Annotated in this window: 22 protein-coding genes; 14 read left to right on the plus strand and 8 right to left on the minus strand. The window is 45.1% G+C overall.

Annotated features, from left to right (window positions below; translation table 11 throughout):
• The 13 genes from infA (at position 1) to cysM (ending at position 8,591) form a co-directional block, all read left to right on the plus strand.
• The gene (gene infA / locus ABD031_RS04825) at positions 1 to 219 is read left to right on the plus strand and encodes a translation initiation factor IF-1 (protein ID WP_008202999.1); all 219 of its coding nucleotides are present in this window, start codon (positions 1 to 3) and stop codon (positions 217 to 219) included.
• Between the two features lie 6 nt (positions 220 to 225).
• Positions 226 to 342, plus strand: coding sequence for a 50S ribosomal protein L36 (gene rpmJ, locus ABD031_RS04830; protein ID WP_343848994.1), 117 nt, complete (start codon positions 226 to 228; stop codon positions 340 to 342).
• 2 nt (positions 343 to 344) lie between these two features.
• Positions 345 to 722: a 30S ribosomal protein S13 gene (rpsM, locus tag ABD031_RS04835; protein WP_343848996.1), complete on the plus strand. Its 378-nt coding sequence runs from the start codon at positions 345 to 347 to the stop codon at positions 720 to 722.
• Positions 723 to 737: 15 nt separating this feature from the next.
• Positions 738 to 1,136 (plus strand): 30S ribosomal protein S11, encoded by a 399-nt coding sequence (rpsK, locus tag ABD031_RS04840; RefSeq protein WP_026953287.1) that lies wholly within the window; start codon positions 738 to 740, stop codon positions 1,134 to 1,136.
• A gap of 18 nt (positions 1,137 to 1,154) precedes the next feature.
• Entirely contained in the window at positions 1,155 to 1,760 is a 606-nt protein-coding gene (gene rpsD, locus ABD031_RS04845) for a 30S ribosomal protein S4 (protein ID WP_343848999.1), read from the plus strand.
• Positions 1,761 to 1,795: 35 nt separating this feature from the next.
• A complete protein-coding gene (locus ABD031_RS04850) occupies positions 1,796 to 2,785 on the plus strand; it encodes a DNA-directed RNA polymerase subunit alpha (RefSeq protein WP_343849001.1) in 990 nt (329 codons plus the stop codon).
• A 6-nt stretch (positions 2,786 to 2,791) separates the two neighbouring features.
• Positions 2,792 to 3,328 carry a 50S ribosomal protein L17 gene (gene rplQ, locus ABD031_RS04855; protein ID WP_343849003.1) on the plus strand — a complete coding sequence of 179 codons (537 nt, stop codon included), beginning with the start codon at positions 2,792 to 2,794 and terminating at the stop codon, positions 3,326 to 3,328.
• 116 nt (positions 3,329 to 3,444) lie between these two features.
• Positions 3,445 to 4,542 carry a glutamine-hydrolyzing carbamoyl-phosphate synthase small subunit gene (gene carA, locus ABD031_RS04860; protein ID WP_343849005.1) on the plus strand — a complete coding sequence of 366 codons (1,098 nt, stop codon included), beginning with the start codon at positions 3,445 to 3,447 and terminating at the stop codon, positions 4,540 to 4,542.
• Positions 4,543 to 4,564: 22 nt separating this feature from the next.
• Positions 4,565 to 5,848: a phosphopyruvate hydratase gene (gene eno, locus ABD031_RS04865; protein WP_343849007.1), complete on the plus strand. Its 1,284-nt coding sequence runs from the start codon at positions 4,565 to 4,567 to the stop codon at positions 5,846 to 5,848.
• Positions 5,849 to 5,942: 94 nt separating this feature from the next.
• Complete coding sequence (locus tag ABD031_RS04870) at positions 5,943 to 6,230, plus strand: FtsB family cell division protein (RefSeq protein ID WP_343849009.1); 288 nt, start codon at positions 5,943 to 5,945, stop codon at positions 6,228 to 6,230.
• Positions 6,211 to 6,759: a hypothetical protein gene (locus ABD031_RS04875; RefSeq protein WP_343849011.1), complete on the plus strand. Its 549-nt coding sequence runs from the start codon at positions 6,211 to 6,213 to the stop codon at positions 6,757 to 6,759. The genes ABD031_RS04870 and ABD031_RS04875 overlap by 20 nt, the downstream gene beginning before the upstream one ends.
• A gap of 17 nt (positions 6,760 to 6,776) precedes the next feature.
• Positions 6,777 to 7,625: a serine O-acetyltransferase gene (locus ABD031_RS04880; protein ID WP_343849013.1), complete on the plus strand. Its 849-nt coding sequence runs from the start codon at positions 6,777 to 6,779 to the stop codon at positions 7,623 to 7,625.
• 87 nt (positions 7,626 to 7,712) lie between these two features.
• Entirely contained in the window at positions 7,713 to 8,591 is an 879-nt protein-coding gene (gene cysM, locus ABD031_RS04885) for a cysteine synthase CysM (protein WP_343849015.1), read from the plus strand.
• A gap of 306 nt (positions 8,592 to 8,897) precedes the next feature.
• Here the strand turns inward: cysM and ABD031_RS04890 are convergent, their stop codons facing one another.
• The 8 genes from ABD031_RS04890 to ABD031_RS04925 all read right to left on the minus strand — a co-directional run bounded on the left by ABD031_RS04890 (position 8,898) and on the right by ABD031_RS04925 (position 15,635).
• The gene (locus tag ABD031_RS04890) at positions 8,898 to 9,977 is read right to left on the minus strand and encodes a fatty acid desaturase family protein (protein ID WP_343849017.1); all 1,080 of its coding nucleotides are present in this window, start codon (positions 9,975 to 9,977) and stop codon (positions 8,898 to 8,900) included.
• A gap of 57 nt (positions 9,978 to 10,034) precedes the next feature.
• Entirely contained in the window at positions 10,035 to 10,220 is a 186-nt protein-coding gene (locus ABD031_RS04895; protein WP_343849019.1) for a hypothetical protein, read from the minus strand.
• Positions 10,221 to 10,409: 189 nt separating this feature from the next.
• Positions 10,410 to 10,613, minus strand: a complete 204-nt coding sequence (locus tag ABD031_RS04900; RefSeq protein ID WP_343849021.1) for a hypothetical protein — start codon at positions 10,611 to 10,613, stop codon at positions 10,410 to 10,412.
• Between the two features lie 15 nt (positions 10,614 to 10,628).
• A complete protein-coding gene (locus tag ABD031_RS04905; protein WP_343849023.1) occupies positions 10,629 to 10,979 on the minus strand; it encodes a cupin domain-containing protein in 351 nt (116 codons plus the stop codon).
• Between the two features lie 292 nt (positions 10,980 to 11,271).
• Complete coding sequence (locus tag ABD031_RS04910) at positions 11,272 to 11,832, minus strand: helix-turn-helix domain-containing protein (protein WP_343849025.1); 561 nt, start codon at positions 11,830 to 11,832, stop codon at positions 11,272 to 11,274.
• 244 nt (positions 11,833 to 12,076) lie between these two features.
• The gene (locus tag ABD031_RS04915) at positions 12,077 to 13,267 is read right to left on the minus strand and encodes a hypothetical protein (protein ID WP_343849027.1); all 1,191 of its coding nucleotides are present in this window, start codon (positions 13,265 to 13,267) and stop codon (positions 12,077 to 12,079) included.
• A gap of 613 nt (positions 13,268 to 13,880) precedes the next feature.
• Entirely contained in the window at positions 13,881 to 14,552 is a 672-nt protein-coding gene (locus ABD031_RS04920) for a hypothetical protein (RefSeq protein ID WP_343849029.1), read from the minus strand.
• 171 nt (positions 14,553 to 14,723) lie between these two features.
• Positions 14,724 to 15,635, minus strand: coding sequence for a sugar phosphate isomerase/epimerase family protein (locus ABD031_RS04925; RefSeq protein WP_343849031.1), 912 nt, complete (start codon positions 15,633 to 15,635; stop codon positions 14,724 to 14,726).
• 105 nt (positions 15,636 to 15,740) lie between these two features.
• Between ABD031_RS04925 and ABD031_RS04930 the strand changes: the two genes are divergently transcribed.
• Entirely contained in the window at positions 15,741 to 16,442 is a 702-nt protein-coding gene (locus tag ABD031_RS04930) for a hypothetical protein (protein WP_343849033.1), read from the plus strand.
• Positions 16,443 to 16,444 lie beyond the last annotated feature (2 nt).

A 16,444-nucleotide genomic window follows, 5' to 3' on the forward strand; every position in this document is an offset into this window, starting at 1 on the left:
ATGGCCAAACAGACATCAATCGAGCAAGACGGTACCATCATAGAGGCATTGTCAAATGCAATGTTTAAAGTGGAACTGGAAAATGGACATCAGTTGATTGCTCATATTTCTGGTAAGATGAGGATGAATTACATCAAGATCTTGCCCGGAGATAGAGTCAAGTTGGAATTATCTCCCTATGATTTGTCAAAAGGCAGAATAGTATATCGTTATAAATAGACTGACATGAAAGTAAAAGCATCAGTTAAAAAGAGAAGTGCTGACTGTAAGTTGATCCGAAGAAAAGGAGTACTGTACGTCATCAACAAGAAGAATCCCAAGTTTAAACAAAGACAAGGTTAATCATGGCTAGAATTGCAGGTGTAGACATACCAGACAATAAGCGCGGTGTAATCGGACTTACCTATATCTTCGGAATAGGAAGAAGTGCCGCCAAGGCGATCCTGGGCAAAGCCGGTATCTCTGAAGACAAAAAAGCAGGTGAGTGGAACGACGAAGAGTCTACCGCTATCCGTAACATCATCGCCGAGGAAATGAAAACCGAAGGGGTGTTGAAATCGGAGATTCAGTTGAACATCAAGCGTCTGATGGATATCGGATGTTACAGAGGTTTGAGACACAGAAAAGGACTTCCGGTACGTGGTCAAGGTACTAAAAACAACGCCAGAACAAGGAAGGGTAAGCGTAAAACAGTTGCCAACAAAAAGAAAGCAACTAAATAAAACCTGATTTAGATTATGGCTCAGAAAAGAAACGATAAAGCAAAGGGTAAAAAAAGAGTAGTAAAGGTAGAAGCTGTCGGACAAGCTCACATCAGAGCATCCTTCAACAATATCATTATCTCCATTACCAATAATGCAGGTCAAGTGATCTCTTGGGCTTCTGCCGGTAAAATGGGTTTCAGAGGTTCTAAGAAAAATACTCCTTACGCTGCTCAGATGGCCGCTCAAAACTGCGGTCAGGTAGCTTACGACTTAGGTTTGAGAAAAATCGAAGTATTCGTAAAAGGTCCAGGCGCTGGTCGTGAATCCGCGATCAGAACATTGCAAAACGTAGGATTGGATGTAACCACGATTATCGACGTGACTCCAATGCCGCACAACGGTTGTCGTCCTCCTAAGCGTAGAAGAGTTTAATTTTAAAAAGCTAACAGAATGGCAAGATATACAGGTCCCAAAGCTAAAATCTCCAGAAGATTTGGAGAAGCAATCGAAGGGCATAGCAAGGCGCTTCAGAAGAAAAACCATCCTCCAGGCCAGCACGGTCGTGGAAGAAGAAAGAAGCAATCTGAATATGCAATTCAGTTGTCTGAAAAGCAAAAGGCAAAATACATCTACGGCGTATTGGAAAGACAATTTGCTAAGATGTTTGACATTGCTTCCAGAAAGTCTGGTATCACCGGTGAAACCCTCCTTCAGCTTCTAGAAGCTCGTCTGGACAACACCGTGTACAGACTGGGAATCGCTCCTACCCGTCGTGGCGCAAGACAGCTTGTATCTCACAAGCACGTTTTGGTCAACGGAGAAGTGGTCAACATTCCTTCTTATACTTTGAAGCCGGGTGACGTAGTTTCCGTAAGAGAGCGTTCTAAATCTCTGGAAGCCATCACCAGCAGCCTGGCGGGTAAAGCAGCAAACAGATATCCTTGGTTAGAGTGGGATAATGCTTCTTTGGCAGGCAAATTCGTCAGTGTTCCAGGTAGAGATGATATTCCAGAGAATATCAAGGAGCAGCTCATTGTCGAACTTTACTCTAAGTAATTTTACTATTTTCAGCTAAAAACAGAACGAGATATATGTCCATACTAGCATTTCAAATGCCCGAGAAAGTGGTGATGGAAAAAGCCGATGACTTTCATGGCTTGTTCACTTTCAAACCACTCGAAAAAGGCTATGGAGTTACCATCGGTAATGCCCTGAGAAGAATCTTGCTTTCTTCCTTGGAAGGATACGCCATCACTTCGATCAAAATCCCCGGAGTGGTTCACGAATTCTCAACCATCGAAGGCGTAGTGGAAGACGTGACTGATATCATTTTGAACCTGAAGCAGGTGAGATTCAAGAAAGTGCACGAAGCATTTGACGGGAAAATCACTGTCGAAATCAAAAATCAGTCTGTTTTCACCGCAGGGGACATTGCTAAGTTCACTTCTTCCTTCGAGATCCTCAATCCTGAATTGGTCATCTGTCACATTGACGAGACCAAAAACTTCGAGATCGAGATCACCATCGAAAAAGGAAGAGGGTACCTTCCAGCTGAAGAATCCAAACCTAAAGAACAGGTCTTTGGACAAATCGCGATCGACGCCATCTTCACACCGATTAAAAATGTGAAGTACAGCGTGGAAAACACCCGAGTAGAGCAGAAGACTGACTTCGAAAAACTGATCCTTGAAGTTTCTACAGATGGTTCTATCCATCCGGAGAAAGCACTTCAGGAATCTGCCAAGATTTTGATTCAGCACTTCATGCTATTCTCTGACCAGACCATGGTCTTGGATTCTACCGGTGTAGCCGAGCCAGAGCCTATCGACGAGGAATTCCTTCACATGCGAAAGCTTCTTAAGACTTCTTTGAGCGACCTCGACCTGTCGGTTCGTGCGTTCAACTGTCTGAAAGCTGCAGATGTGAGAACTCTTGGCGACCTAGCCAGACTTGAGATTTCAGATATGATGAAATTCAGAAACTTCGGTAAGAAGTCTCTTGCTGAACTCGAGCAGCTGATCCAGGAGAAAAGTCTGACCTTTGGGATGGACATTTCTAAGTACAAACTTGACGAAGAATAATATACAATGAGACACGGTAAGAAATTTAACCACCTAGGAAGAACTGCCCCGCACAGGAAGGCAATGCTTTCTAACATGGCAACTTCCCTGATTCTTCACAAGCGTATTTCAACTACGCTTGCCAAGGCTAAAGAATTAAAGAAGTTTGTTGAGCCTCTGGTGACCAGAGCTAAAGAAGATTCCACACACAACAGACGTATCGCTTTCTCCTACCTGAAAAGCAAAGATGCCATCAAGGCACTTTTCGGTGAGGTAATCGAAAAAGTAGGTACTCGTCCAGGAGGATACACCAGAATTATCAAGACTGGTTTCCGTCTGGGTGATAACGCTGAGATGTGTATCATCGAGCTGGTAGATTACAATGAACTGATGCTGAAAGATGCACAGCCTGCCAAGAAAACCACCAGAAGATCCCGTAGATCAGCTGGCGCGGCGGTTGAGGCTCCTGCGGCTAAAGCAACTTCTGCTCCTAAGGCTGAAGCTAAAACAGAAGAGCCCGCAGCTCCTGAAGCTTCCGCTGAAAGCGAAAATGAAGAAAAGTAAGTTGAAAAATATTCTCAACATCAAAAGGATTGGACACTCGTTCAATCCTTTTTTTATACCCAAAACGCCTATCCTCCTTCCCAAGAATTGGTTAACTTTGCGCAACTTTCAAGAAAATGATCAAACAGAGAGCAACACTTCTTCTGGCTGATGGAACGATCTTCCACGGCTCACTCATTGGCAACCCCGGCACTAACGGCGGTGAAATTTGTTTTAATACCGGTATGACCGGTTATCAGGAGATCTACACAGATCCATCCTACACCGGCCAAATCGTGGTTACCACCACCTCCCACATCGGAAATTACGGCGTGCATGCCGAGGAAATCGAATCCGACCACCCTTGCGTCGCCGGTATCGTGGTGAATAGTTTTTCAGACGTTCATTCTAGAATGGACGCTTCAGGAACCCTTCAAGATTACCTCGTAAATTATGGGATCACCGGTATTGCTGACATCGATACTCGAAAGCTGGTAAGGCACCTCAGGTCTCAAGGAGCGATGAATGCAATCATCAGCTCAGAGTTTGAGGACGACCTGGAAGGGTTGAAAGCTGAACTGGCCAAAGTGCCTGACATGAACGGGCTAGAGCTGTCTTCCACCGTTTGTACCCAAGAGCCCTACTTCGTTGGGGACGAAAATGCAGCAATCAAAGTAGCTTGTGTCGACTTTGGTATCAAGAAGAATATCCTGAGAAACCTTGCCTCAAGAGGAGTGTATTGCAAAGTATATCCTGCGAAAGCTAAGCTCGCGGAAATGGAAGCTTGGACTCCCGATGCTTATTTTCTTTCCAACGGGCCAGGCGATCCAGCGGTCATGGAATATGCGGTGGATACAGTGAAGGAAATCCTAGAAACTGGAAAGCCGGTGTTTGGGATTTGTTTGGGGCACCAACTCCTGGCAGAGGCGGTGGGGATCAAGACCTATAAGATGCACCACGGTCATCGAGGCTTGAATCATCCGATCAAAAACCTCCTGACCGGAAGGAGTGAAATCACGTCTCAAAATCACGGATTTAACGTGGTGCGCGAAGACACGGAGAAGAATTCTCACGTGGAAATCACCCACATTCACCTCAATGACAACACCGTTGCGGGCATTCGATTGAAAAACAAGCCGGCCTTTTCCGTCCAATATCACCCGGAGTCTTCTCCTGGGCCACATGATTCTCGTTATCTTTTTGACGAGTTTATCGCACTGATTAACCAAAACTAATATTCATAAACCTTTTAAAACTATGACGTTGATTCAATCAATTCATGCCAGACAAATCCTAGACTCTAGAGGAAACCCAACCGTAGAAGTAGATGTGTTCACCGACAACGGTGCCTTTGGTCGTGCGGCGGTTCCAAGTGGAGCTTCTACCGGAGTCAATGAGGCAGTAGAGCTTCGTGATGGAGACAAATCCAAATATATGGGAAAGGGCGTGTTGAAAGCCGTTTCCAATGTGAATGACATCATCGCGCCTGAATTGGTGGGTATGGATGTTTTCGAACAAAACACCATTGACCAGATCATGATCGACCTGGATGGTACATCCACCAAAAGCAAACTCGGTGCAAATGCAATCCTTGGTGTTTCTTTGGCAGTCGCCAAAGCAGCTGCAATGGAAGCCGGACAGCCGCTTTACCGCTACATTGGCGGTGTCAATGCGAATACCCTTCCTGTTCCGATGTTGAATATCATCAATGGCGGCTCCCACTCTGATGCTCCGATTGCTTTCCAAGAATTTATGGTTCGTCCGGTAGGTGCTTCCAGCTTCTCTGAAGCAATCAGAATGGGTGCTGAGATCTTCCACAACCTGAAGAAAATCCTTCATGACAAAAACTTGAGCACCGCCGTAGGTGACGAAGGTGGATTCGCACCTAACTTCTCCGGTGGAACAGAAGAAGCTTTGGCTTGCATCTTGGATGCGATTGCAAAAGCAGGCTACAAAGCTGGCGAAGAAGTGACCATCGCTTTGGATTGCGCAGCTTCTGAGTTTTACAAAGACGGAAAATATGACTACTCCAAGTTTGAAGGTCCTACCGGGAAAATCAGAACCCGTGAGGAGCAAGTCGCTTACTTGGCTGAACTCAGCGAGAAATATCCTATCGACTCCATCGAAGACGGATGTGCTGAGGAAGATTGGGCTGGTTGGGCGATGTTGACCGCGAAGATCGGTGACAGAGTACAGTTGGTAGGAGATGATCTTTTCGTGACCAATGTGAAGTTTCTTCAGAGAGGCATCGAAGAGAAGTCTGCCAACTCGATCTTGGTAAAAGTAAACCAAATCGGTACGCTGACTGAGACGTTGAATGCGATCAGCTTGGCTCACAAGGCTGGCTTTACCGCAGTGATGTCTCACCGTTCCGGTGAAACAGAAGACTCTACCATCGCGGATCTCGCGGTTGCGGTAAACTGTGGACAGATCAAGACTGGTTCTGCTTCCCGTTCAGACCGTATGGCCAAGTACAATCAGTTGCTTAGAATCGAAGAGCAATTGGGTGAATCAGCTGTATTCAAAGGCCGATTGAAGTAAAATCCGATTGAATTGTATAAATGGACAGCCCGCCTTCGTGGGCTGTCTTTTTTTTGCACCATTTTTGTACCTTATTCCCGCAATTCGATTTAAGATGAAGAAGCTTTTGAAGTACAGTAGTAATTTTTACGTGTTGGCTATCCTCTTTTTTATGTTCTGGATGCTTTTTATCGATTCCAACAACGTGGTCAATCATTTTCGCCTCAGCCAAAAGCTAAATCAGCTGGAGGATCAAAAGGGATTTTACCTCGAGAAAAAAGAGAAAATTAACGCCGAACGCGAAGAATTGATGAGCAATCCCCAACTCTTGGAGAAGTTTGCACGTGAGCGGTATCTAATGAAAAAGCCAACTGAAGATCTCTATGTCATTGTTGAAAAATAGTCTGGTAGCTTTTGTCCTCCTGGGGCTTCTTTTTGTTTCAGGTGAGGCGGCGGCCCAGCGCGAAATATATTCGGACTCCATTCCTTTTAAGGATAGACTTTACTTTGGGGGTAATCTCGGACTGCAATTTGGTACGGTAACCTTGGTGGATGTCTCCCCGCTGGTAGGGGTGATGATCACTCCGCGTCTGTCAGGCGGGGTCGGTGCCACTTTTCAATACTACGACGACAGTAGATTTTACGGATCAGAGGGGAGTTCCTACGGGGGACGTGTCTTTGGTAGGTTCAATGTCCTGCCCAACGTCTTTTTGCATGCAGAATATGAGTCTATCAATTGGGAGGCCTACGATTACTTTGTCGAGGACTTTCGCAGGGTGTGGTCCGATGCATTCTTTTTGGGTGGTGGCTATTTCGCGCCCTTTGGCAATAGAGGAGGAGCCAACTTCACCTTTCTCTACAATGTCCTCCATGACAATAAGACTTCCTACTATGCCGAACCTTATGTGATCCGGGTTGGTTTTGTCTTGTGACCCCAAAACCCATTCGCATGGATTCTTTGATCAAAAAAATACACCTCGCACATCAGCATTCCGTAGATTTTCCCTCCCCAAAGGTCATCCATCAGTTTTTTGAGGATTTGCTGGGGCTGTTGTTTCCAGAATTTTCCGCGCACAATGTCAGGGAGGAAGACGATGTAAGATCGAGTCTTCAAAACCTTCAGGCGCAATTGACCGTCATGCTCTCGCGAAACGCACACCTGCATTCTGGGGATGGGGAAAAGCTCGCCCAAAGTTTTTTTGAAGGTTTAGAAACAGTCTTTGATTGGATCAATCAGGATGTGGACGCGATGTTTGCAGGGGATCCTGCTGCCAAATCCCGATCTGAAATCCTCAGGAGCTATCCGGGTTTTTACGCGATTTCAGCCTATCGGATTGCTAATCATCTGCATAAGTTGGGCGTGACCCTCGTGCCGAGGATGATCACGGAATATGCCCACAGTAAGACCGGTGTCGATATTCACCCAGGAGCAAGGATAGGCCAGTACTTCTGCATAGATCACGGTACCGGGGTTGTGATCGGGGAGACGACCATCATCGGCAACCATGTGAAGGTTTATCAAGGAGTCACCCTTGGGGCGCTCAGTGTAGAGAAAGCTGATGCGGACGTCAAGCGTCATCCTACTATTGAAGATCACGTGGTCATCTATTCCGGAGCGACGATCCTGGGAGGGAAAACTATAATCGGCAAAAACAGTGTGATCGGCGGAAATGTCTGGCTGACCAAGTCAGTACTCCCCGGGTCTAAAGTTTACTATCAAACCCAAATGCATCACGAGGCTGGAAAGGTGACAGATCTCTATGTTTTCAAAAACGATTTGGAAGAAAAGAGCCACTAGCGTTTTTTTACCTCTTGAATCGGTCGATAAATTCCAGTGCCACTTCCTGATCTTTCGGCAGGCTTTCGATACTAAATCAACTATTACATGAAACTCTTTGAACTGATAGGCAATACGCCATTGATCGAACTTGAGCATATTCCCCAAAATCCCAAGGTTAAAATCCTCTGCAAGATGGAGGGACAAAACCCCGGAGGTAGCGTCAAGGACCGCGCGGCGTATAACATGATCCGCACGGCGCTGGATCGTGGTGACATCAAGCGGGGGGATAAATTGGTGGAAGCGACCTCTGGAAATACCGGGATTGCGCTGGCCATGGTCGCCAAAGTTCTCGGATTGGACATGACGCTGGTCATGCCGGACAACTCTACCAAGGAGCGGGTGCTCTCCATGGAAGCTTATGGCGCAAGGGTAATCCTGACTCCTGCAGCCCAAACCATCGAATACTCCCGGACTTTGGCAGAGAAGATGCGCAATGAAGAGGGCTACTATATGCTCAACCAATTTGCAAACCCGGACAACTACCTCGCCCACTACTACACCACCGGGCCGGAAATCTGGGGAGATACTGCTGGCAAGGTCACGCACTTTGTATCTGCCATGGGTACTACCGGTACGATCATGGGCGTGTCCAGATTCCTCAAGCAGGTAAATCCGGACATCCAGATCGTGGGAGCCCAGCCGACCGATGGCTCCAGTATTCCGGGAATCCGCCGATGGTCAAAGGAGTTTTTACCCGAGATCTTTGACTCTTCCCGTGTGGATCGGGTAATGGACGTCAGCCAGGATCAAGCCACCGAGATGACCCGGCGCATGGCCAAGGAAGAAGGAATCCTCGCAGGCATGAGCAGCGGTGGCGCCTTGCACGCAGCGATCGAGCTGTCCAAAGAACTCACCGAGGGGCTGATCGTCTGCATCACTTGCGATCGGGGCGACCGATACCTGAGCTCTGATTTGTTTGGGTAAAAGGATCAGATGATGAATTCGGATGCTTCGGCAAAATTAGCCAAACTCATCCTAGCCCCGCAGGAGAGTTGGATTTCCGCTGAGGTGAATGGTGCTCCTTGCGTCAATTCTGCCTACTGTGCCTTAATCCTGCAAATTGATTTTGGATAAGGTGCTAAGTGCTAGCCGATTAAATATAATCGTTAATATGACTTCGAGAAACGAATTATGCCAAGGTTGCATTAACGATAAAACTGGATTTCTCTAGATCAACCCTGGTTTTGCATCAGGAAAAAAAGTGACGCTGCCCAACAACTTTCTAAATATTTAAGCTTTCCCTAACTGTCGAAGCATCTTGATATGATCCCAAAGCGCAGCCACAAAAGTTTTCTTCACTAGATACGGGACATTAAATTCCCTAGCTGTTTCAGACACAATCTGAGACAATTTACGGTAATGAATATGGCAGATATTGGGAAATAAATGATGCTCAACCTGAAAGTTTAATCCTCCTATCAACCACGAGAAAACTTTACTGCGAGGGGAGTAATTACTTGTTGTGGCCAGTTGATGTACCGTCCATTCATTGGAAATAAGCCCTTCTTGATCAGGGTTCAGAAAAGCCGCATCCTGTACAATATGTGCCGTCTGAAACACAAGACTAATACAAATCCCCGTGACAAAATGCATACTCAAAAAGGCCAGTACGATAATCCAAGCTGGTAGCGGGATCATAATCAAGGGCAAAATCAGGGCATAAGAATAGTAGAGAAGCTTCCACCCGACGATTTTCATTACTTCCTTGCGGTATTCTCCCTCTTTGCCAAAGAACCCCATGTCTCTATACCTTTTTAATCTGACGAAGTCCTTCGTGGTAATCCATGATATCGTAGAAAGCCCGTAAAAAAACCAGATGTATAGGTATTGAAACCGATGTACCCAATAGCGCTTGGCATTTGGGGTAAAGCGTAGGAAAAAAGGCGCATTGATGTCATCATCTCCTTCGTCTACATTGGTGTAGGTGTGATGAAGCACATTGTGTTGCACTCTCCATACATTCGCGCTCGCACCAATAAGATTCATTGAATAACCCAAGTACTTGTTCACTAGCCTATGCTTAGAATAAGATCCGTGAATGGCATCATGCATCACCCCCATCCCAACTCCTGCCATGCCGAATCCACTCGTGATGTACAAGGCAAAAATGAGTGCTGGACTGGAAATCAATCCTGTGCTCATGGTAATCAGCGGGATAAAGAATACAGAAAGCATAATAATCGTCTTGACTACCATACGCCCATCTCCGTAGATATTGGTATTGGTGTTTTTGAAATGTGCATTTACTCTAGCCTTTAGCGTCTTAGAGAATTCTGCACTTCCAGTCTTGTCGAATTTGAGATTTTTCATGGATGCTTATATTTTTTGATGGCTTGTACTACTTACGCGTTAGCAAAAGCCATTAGACTAATAGGTCTGCAATTCCGCAAACAGCAAGTGAAGTTCCTCGCTGGTCTTTTTTAGTTTTTGCGAAAGCTTTTCGAGCATTCCTTCTCTTTGGCCTTCCTGAAACTCGAAATCAGCGTCACTCAAAACGGAAAACCGCTGTTTCAGCATTACTTTTTGTTCTCGCCAGCTCCTTGTTATATTCATCTTAGATGTCATTTGACTAGTGGATCTTCTTCTTTGAAATTAGGTGTGGTAGGCATAGATTTTTAGCGTAAGAATGAAATAAGCAGAGTAAGAGCGTTTGCCTCCTCGATGGGGTGTTTCAAGGTTCGAACCTTGTGGTTTGATAATCCTTAAATTGGGTGATTCCATTGGTATATGCTGATTGCCTAATCAGTTTACTTCTTTTTGATTCTGTATCTCCGTTACTAATTCTCTTTCGAAAAGCGCCAATTCCGTTTTCATAGGCAAGTCAGCAAACTTGCAGTAATAGATTTTAGCATAGTATTTCCTTACAATCATCTGGACATCAGGATTTTTCTTGGTATATACCAAGTCGCCCACATTGAATTTATTGTCTTGATCATTGATCTTCATTTCATGTATTGTCTATCAAAGACTAATATCCTCGTACCCACTTTTGATTATGGTGGACAACATTTTAAACCTGCTATTTGCCTTTATCCTGTTCTTTACGTGAGCAGGGATTATAATTACCTGGCCCGTCTCGACCGTATTGGATTTCTCATCGATAATAATCTCCGCAACACCATCCAATACCTGTATGAGGTTGTCAAATGGAGACGATTTGGTAAGCATCCCTTCACCGGTATCAAATGACGAGATGGTCACCGTCCCTGTTTGCTTTGTCAGAATGGATTTGATCACAACAGATCCTGGTACATATTCAACCGTATCGACCAATCGATGAGCAATAGATTTTTCAAACTCTGGGTATGTCATAGGAAATCTATAGAAGAGTGCAATTGCTAAGGACTTCATTGTTCCGTTGTCCTTTTTCTCAAATATCCTTTTTTGGAAAAGGGAATGGCACTTACTCGATCTTACCAAAAGTCGACTAAATCAAGATGGGATGTGTTACACTTCACTGGATAAAGCTTACATATATCCCACATCCTATCTCAAAAACGGTCTGCCTCGTCAAATAAGCAGAAAAGCTTCTTTGTCAGAAAGCGAAAAAATGGGGCTTAAGAGTTTGGGACATGCGTGCTAGAGACGCTATAACCTGCCAGTCCTAAATGTCTTCTAGATTCATCTTACGCTTGTTTTTCAACTGCTTGTAGAATGTGGGCGTTAGACCGGTGATTTTTTTGAATTGATTGGACAAATGAGCAACGCTGCTATAGTGCAACTTCTGGGATATCTCCGTCAAATTCAATTCGTCATAGATCAGAAGTTCCTTTGCGCGCTCAATTTTATGAATAATGATAAACTGCTGTAGGGTGATTCCTTTGACTTCAGAGAAGATATTGGCCAGATAGGTATAATCATACCCTAATTTTTCACTGATATAATCAGAATAATTCACTTTCGGCAGGTCCTCAGAATAGTGAATCATTTCTATTATGAGATTTTTGATGCTTTCAATGAGGATACTTCTCTTATCATCCAATAGTTCCAAGCCCGATTTTGCGAGATTTCTCTTCAATTGGCTTCTCTGCTCCAGACTGATATTTTCAAGGATTTCTACTACACCCAAATCTACTGATACTTGGTGAAGGCCCAGCTTTTTTAGCTCCTCCATGACCACCATTTTGCAGCGCAAACTGACCATATATTTGATATAGAGCTTCATGGATTACGGTAGGAATGAGCCCTTGGTAAAGGGAGGAGCGAGAAACGGTGTCAAAATCCAGGCTTAGGTGATAATCAAAGAGCGATTTCTTCTGGCACAAGTTACTGTTTAAAAAGTCTGAAAAGTGTTTTTCGATAAGCGTACCGTGCGACCTACCACATGATGTGCTCGGCACTGGATCGCGAAGCATCATGCCGGGGGATAAATTGGTGGAAGCGACCTCGGGCCTCCAAGCGGGTTGAGCCTACTTTTTTATAATATGATCGATATCAAAGGAATATACATTTCCCAATTCATCTGAGAAAAATATAAGTTTGGCTTCTTCCGGTTTAAAACTGGCTTTGCTTGAGGTCGCATCCCCGTTTTTACCGTTTATTTCGGTTTTCAGCTGGACAAGTTCTTTAAACTCCCAGCCACCGTTCTTCTTTTTTACTTCGTTCACCGAGATATGGTATCGATTGGTCACGCGGTTTTTTACAGCATGGATTTCGAATATTTGTCCAGATTCCACATGATTGATTATTGGCCGACTCGGACTGTGCTCCGCGGTCAGATTTTCAAACGGAATGTTGGTCCATTCACCCAGCCTATCCCTGATTCTCAATACAAACTGCGGCGAACCAATCTGATCAACGCTGTTTTTGGTAACCAGAACCATCTCACCATTTTCGAATACTGTTGCATTTAGGTGGTCGTCTGCATTACTATCGCCTTGCTGCACTACTCTGAGCTCTGACCAGACTTGGGGCGCGTCTTCATCGTAGTGAATTCGCTCATTGATGGATTGCGTGTCTTGGTTGGACCAAATAACTGAAATCTGGTCTTCTAGGGAGACTATAAGGGAGATGTCATCCGGATTGATGTCATCAGCGAGTGGAAATGGCTCCGACCAATCCTCTCCATCGGCCGAGTACCAAACCATTATTTTCTCATTCATATCAGCCGCAACCCAATAGGAGTTGTTTGAATCTTGGGTTAAAGTGGCTGTTTCAATAGAGTGGCATTCTGCAGGAACAGGAAGAATGGCGTTCCATTGATGTTTGTATTGTTTGGTGCCAGGGGAGTATACCATTTTCACCACGTTCAGGTCGCACGCTTCAACAAGCACCACGTGTACTTCATCGCCTTTGTTCAGTACGTCTGCTTTGCTGGGTAGATTTTCCCAGGCCCGATTCACTTCCCTCTGGCTGGTCCATCTTTGCCCTTCCTTTTTCCATAATTTGGGACCGTCTTCATCGGCAACGATCAGCCATTGCTCTTGATTTATTGTCCAGGATTTTGATTGGGGCTTGTCGGCAGTAGCATCTCCATAATTGACTTGGAAGATAGGAGTGAGGAAGAGCTCTGGTGTAGGAACTTCCTGAGCCCATGTGGTAGCTGAAATAGTCAATAGATTAAAAAGTGTGAATAGAATCAATAAATGGGTTTTTCTCATAGGTAGGAAAGACTGAATGTAAAATTAGCCTTTAAATGATCTGATTGGATGAAAAGTTAGGTTGCTGAATTGTTACTATTTTGAATCGATAGTCAGGAAGGAACCCTTGAAAATCACCCTTTCAACTAGTCAAGGTCAATACTTCACCCTGGAGGGAAAATATGATCCGTCCCGATGGGACTCTGGAAACAGATGTTACACTTTTTACCAGCCGTTAAAACGACTGGCAAAGAAATGAAGCGTCCCGATGGGACTTTTAAATATGCCTTGTCCTAAATCAACCACACAAGAATGCCGTAGGCATGACCGACTATCTAGCCAGCCATGGTTGGTGAGCGGAGTCGAACCATCAATGGCTGGATTGGCGAATTGAAGAGGATTGGGAAAATGCCGTAGGCATGGACGATATATTGGAATGGAATTAATCCCGACACCTGTACGGGATCCGAAAAATGGAAGGGTGTAATTGTCCCCGTATGCCTGTCGGGATAACACTCAGCTTCCATCGATCCTCCATGCTGTAAGGCACTAAACTACGTCGAGGTGAGAAATAGACTTCGCCGAGGTGGGGGGCACGACACTCAGCCTATTACAAATGTGACTTCAACTGAAGTTAATTGACTTCAACAGTGCAATCAATAAAAAATTTTGATCCATCATCGCTGTCTCCATATACAATTGCTCTTAGATCCGTCGATTTTAAGTCGGCTACACTTTTACCTTTACATAGCGTGGATTTACCTCGACTGAGCGATGACAGATCAGGAACCGGAACTTCCCAACTCACGACCCAAATAAATTCGGAGCTGGATAATTTATAAGAACCGATAAGTCTTGTTCCCATTTGGGTTTTTCCTGGCCAACTGTTCTCGTCTAGTTCATAGGATGTAATAATGATATCGATTTCGGTTGCAAGAGCCGGAGAACAATTTGAAATCCACTTTATATTTTTCGTTCCTGGTTCAATAAGTGTCTTCACTGAAGTGTGAGGTGTAATTATTCGAAATGCTAACGTGGTGCCAGCAGCAAAAGGCTTGGGTCGAGGCCAGATTTTAATATGTCTACTTTTAAGAAACGGCGCTTCTTCGTCAAAATATTCGTCTAGCGAATTACTGATAAAGCCAAAATGCCAACTTCCGGACTGATGAAGACTTACTTTAAATATGCCTAGTTCTCGACAAGAAAGATAAATATCCGATTTAGAACGCGGTGTCCATATCTTCCAAGTTGCGGCTCTTCTTCCATGGCCGTCAGAAATGCCAAATCGAATGAATTTTTCCTTCATATCGAGTGGTCGATAATTGTTGCTAGTTATTGTAGTAGCCTAATTTTGGCGTTTAGTGATCTGATATAGTACACTCGAATACTCAAATTCGGGTTGTTTGGGCAATCTGTGTTCTCAGTTCATAGAATAGAAGCGGTAGTCATTTCGCTGACTACCGCTTCTATTTCTACTTCAAAAAAACCGCTTCATCTTCCCCAGTCCCTCTTTTACCACCACTTCCGCATCCATCGCATAGTAGGTCGGGTTAAACAATTCCAGGGAGAGGATAATCTGTCCGCCTTTGGCCTTCAGGGTGTCGGCGATCTCCTGCATCGGCGCGGCACCGTCACCGGGCATCACGCGGTCTTTGTCCTGCTGCTCGGTGCGGGGGATGCTTGACGGGAAATCGTTCATATGGAAGATATCGATCGCATGCCCGTCGAGCATCTTCATGCCCTCAAAGCCCGAACCGCCACGGAAGAGGTGATAGATGTCTGCCAAGATCTTGGCGTCCTTGTCATCTGCTGCCGCTGCTACCGCCATCGCTTGACCCAGGTGATGAAAAGAGGGGTAAGCTCCCCAAAATTCCAACTGCGGCATGACTCCTGTCTTTCGACCCAAGTCCAAGAGTTGCTTGTACTTTTCTCCCGTCTTCAGCAGATCCAGTGGTGCCTCGGTGCCGATAGCTGGCGCGGCTACTCTCGGACAGCCCAACTCAGCCAAGATGCCCATTTCTTTTTCCATCTGGGCAAAACCTGTCTTGCTTTTGGTCTCGTCCTGAGCCATCCACGTTGGGAATCCAATGCAGTCAAAAAACTCCAAACCTGCGTCAGCCGCAAGTTTTTTAAGAGAAGCCAGCGTCTTGCCACTTTCGACATAGGCCTGGATCTCCATCATCCAAGGCTCAAAACCGTCGTATCCTGCCTTTGCAGCCAATTCGATGATTTGGGGCAAAGAGAGTTTTTGGCCCCAAATCGTACTAGTGTTGAGAGAAAATTTGAAGCTGCCTTCTTTTTGCGGAGCTGGCTGAGCTAAAACAGGGGCAGCGGCCATTGCAAAGGGGCTAAGAGCTAAGGATTTCAGGAGGTTTCGGCGGGTAGTCATGGGTTGTTCAGGTTTGTGGCTGATTCCATCTAAATCGGAATTTTGCCATTTATACATATTTTGTGTAAAACCTATCCATTAGGTTTTTCAATCGTAATTTAAGCCATGCGAAAAATAATATTTTTCTTATCACTGCTTCCCTTTTTTATTTGCAATGGCCTGATGGCTCAGGTGGTTGGGGAAAATCTGGCATTTTTGCCAGAATATCAGGAGCGCTTGCCCTACTTTCAGGAGCTGATCACGGGAGGACAATATCAGGAACCTTCGCGTCTGATCGAAGGGGATCCCTATTATTTTTCCAGACAATTTGAAAATGGCAGCCTCACGATTAATGGCATCACCTATCCTCAAGTCCCTTTGCTCTACGATGTCTATCGGGATCAGGTGGTCACCTTTCACCCGGTATTCAAGCAAAAGATCCTCATTAAGCCGGAGAAAATCGACGCTTTTAACCTCGCCAATGGCACGCGCTTCAAATACTTTTCCGGAAATGAAAGTCACCTGCGCAACGGAAACGGGATCTATGAGGTTCTCGGGGAGGGAAAGTTTACGGCTCTTGCCAAGCAATTTAAAACCACCAAATCGAAGCGTGAGCTGTCCAAATACGACGAGGAATACGTGGACAAAGTGGATTATTTCCTTCGAAAAGACGGACAGTTTTATCAGGTAAGTAAGGAATCCGCCGTATTGAAAGTCTTGGGTCTTGAGAAAAAGAATGTCAGAAAGGAGCTGAAAGCAAAGAATCTGAATTTTAAGAATAACCCGGAAACCTACCTGCACTACATCGTGACGGTCAACCCAAACTAGTA

It is taken from the genome of Algoriphagus jejuensis (assembly GCF_039523455.1).
In the GTDB taxonomy this organism is placed as follows: Bacteria; Bacteroidota; Bacteroidia; order Cytophagales; family Cyclobacteriaceae; genus Algoriphagus; species Algoriphagus jejuensis.

What these genes read in the sequence shown, in the direction of transcription:
- ABD031_RS04915 (WP_343849027.1), bottom strand. Translation starts at nt 13,267, where the DNA reads ATGAGAAAAACCCATTTATTGATTCTATTCACACTTTTTAATCTATTG.
- rpsK (WP_026953287.1), top strand. Translation starts at nt 738, where the DNA reads ATGGCTCAGAAAAGAAACGATAAAGCAAAGGGTAAAAAAAGAGTAGTA.
- ABD031_RS04900 (WP_343849021.1), bottom strand. Translation starts at nt 10,613, where the DNA reads ATGAAGATCAATGATCAAGACAATAAATTCAATGTGGGCGACTTGGTA.
- ABD031_RS04850 (WP_343849001.1), top strand. Translation starts at nt 1,796, where the DNA reads ATGTCCATACTAGCATTTCAAATGCCCGAGAAAGTGGTGATGGAAAAA.
- infA (WP_008202999.1), top strand. Translation starts at nt 1, where the DNA reads ATGGCCAAACAGACATCAATCGAGCAAGACGGTACCATCATAGAGGCA.
- ABD031_RS04895 (WP_343849019.1), bottom strand. Translation starts at nt 10,220, where the DNA reads ATGAATATAACAAGGAGCTGGCGAGAACAAAAAGTAATGCTGAAACAG.
- rpmJ (WP_343848994.1), top strand. Translation starts at nt 226, where the DNA reads ATGAAAGTAAAAGCATCAGTTAAAAAGAGAAGTGCTGACTGTAAGTTG.
- ABD031_RS04925 (WP_343849031.1), bottom strand. Translation starts at nt 15,635, where the DNA reads ATGACTACCCGCCGAAACCTCCTGAAATCCTTAGCTCTTAGCCCCTTT.
- eno (WP_343849007.1), top strand. Translation starts at nt 4,565, where the DNA reads ATGACGTTGATTCAATCAATTCATGCCAGACAAATCCTAGACTCTAGA.
- ABD031_RS04870 (WP_343849009.1), top strand. Translation starts at nt 5,943, where the DNA reads ATGAAGAAGCTTTTGAAGTACAGTAGTAATTTTTACGTGTTGGCTATC.
- ABD031_RS04920 (WP_343849029.1), bottom strand. Translation starts at nt 14,552, where the DNA reads ATGAAGGAAAAATTCATTCGATTTGGCATTTCTGACGGCCATGGAAGA.
- rpsM (WP_343848996.1), top strand. Translation starts at nt 345, where the DNA reads ATGGCTAGAATTGCAGGTGTAGACATACCAGACAATAAGCGCGGTGTA.
- rplQ (WP_343849003.1), top strand. Translation starts at nt 2,792, where the DNA reads ATGAGACACGGTAAGAAATTTAACCACCTAGGAAGAACTGCCCCGCAC.
- carA (WP_343849005.1), top strand. Translation starts at nt 3,445, where the DNA reads ATGATCAAACAGAGAGCAACACTTCTTCTGGCTGATGGAACGATCTTC.
- ABD031_RS04875 (WP_343849011.1), top strand. Translation starts at nt 6,211, where the DNA reads ATGTCATTGTTGAAAAATAGTCTGGTAGCTTTTGTCCTCCTGGGGCTT.
- cysM (WP_343849015.1), top strand. Translation starts at nt 7,713, where the DNA reads ATGAAACTCTTTGAACTGATAGGCAATACGCCATTGATCGAACTTGAG.
- rpsD (WP_343848999.1), top strand. Translation starts at nt 1,155, where the DNA reads ATGGCAAGATATACAGGTCCCAAAGCTAAAATCTCCAGAAGATTTGGA.
- ABD031_RS04890 (WP_343849017.1), bottom strand. Translation starts at nt 9,977, where the DNA reads ATGAAAAATCTCAAATTCGACAAGACTGGAAGTGCAGAATTCTCTAAG.
- ABD031_RS04880 (WP_343849013.1), top strand. Translation starts at nt 6,777, where the DNA reads ATGGATTCTTTGATCAAAAAAATACACCTCGCACATCAGCATTCCGTA.
- ABD031_RS04910 (WP_343849025.1), bottom strand. Translation starts at nt 11,832, where the DNA reads ATGAAGCTCTATATCAAATATATGGTCAGTTTGCGCTGCAAAATGGTG.
- ABD031_RS04905 (WP_343849023.1), bottom strand. Translation starts at nt 10,979, where the DNA reads ATGACATACCCAGAGTTTGAAAAATCTATTGCTCATCGATTGGTCGAT.
- ABD031_RS04930 (WP_343849033.1), top strand. Translation starts at nt 15,741, where the DNA reads ATGCGAAAAATAATATTTTTCTTATCACTGCTTCCCTTTTTTATTTGC.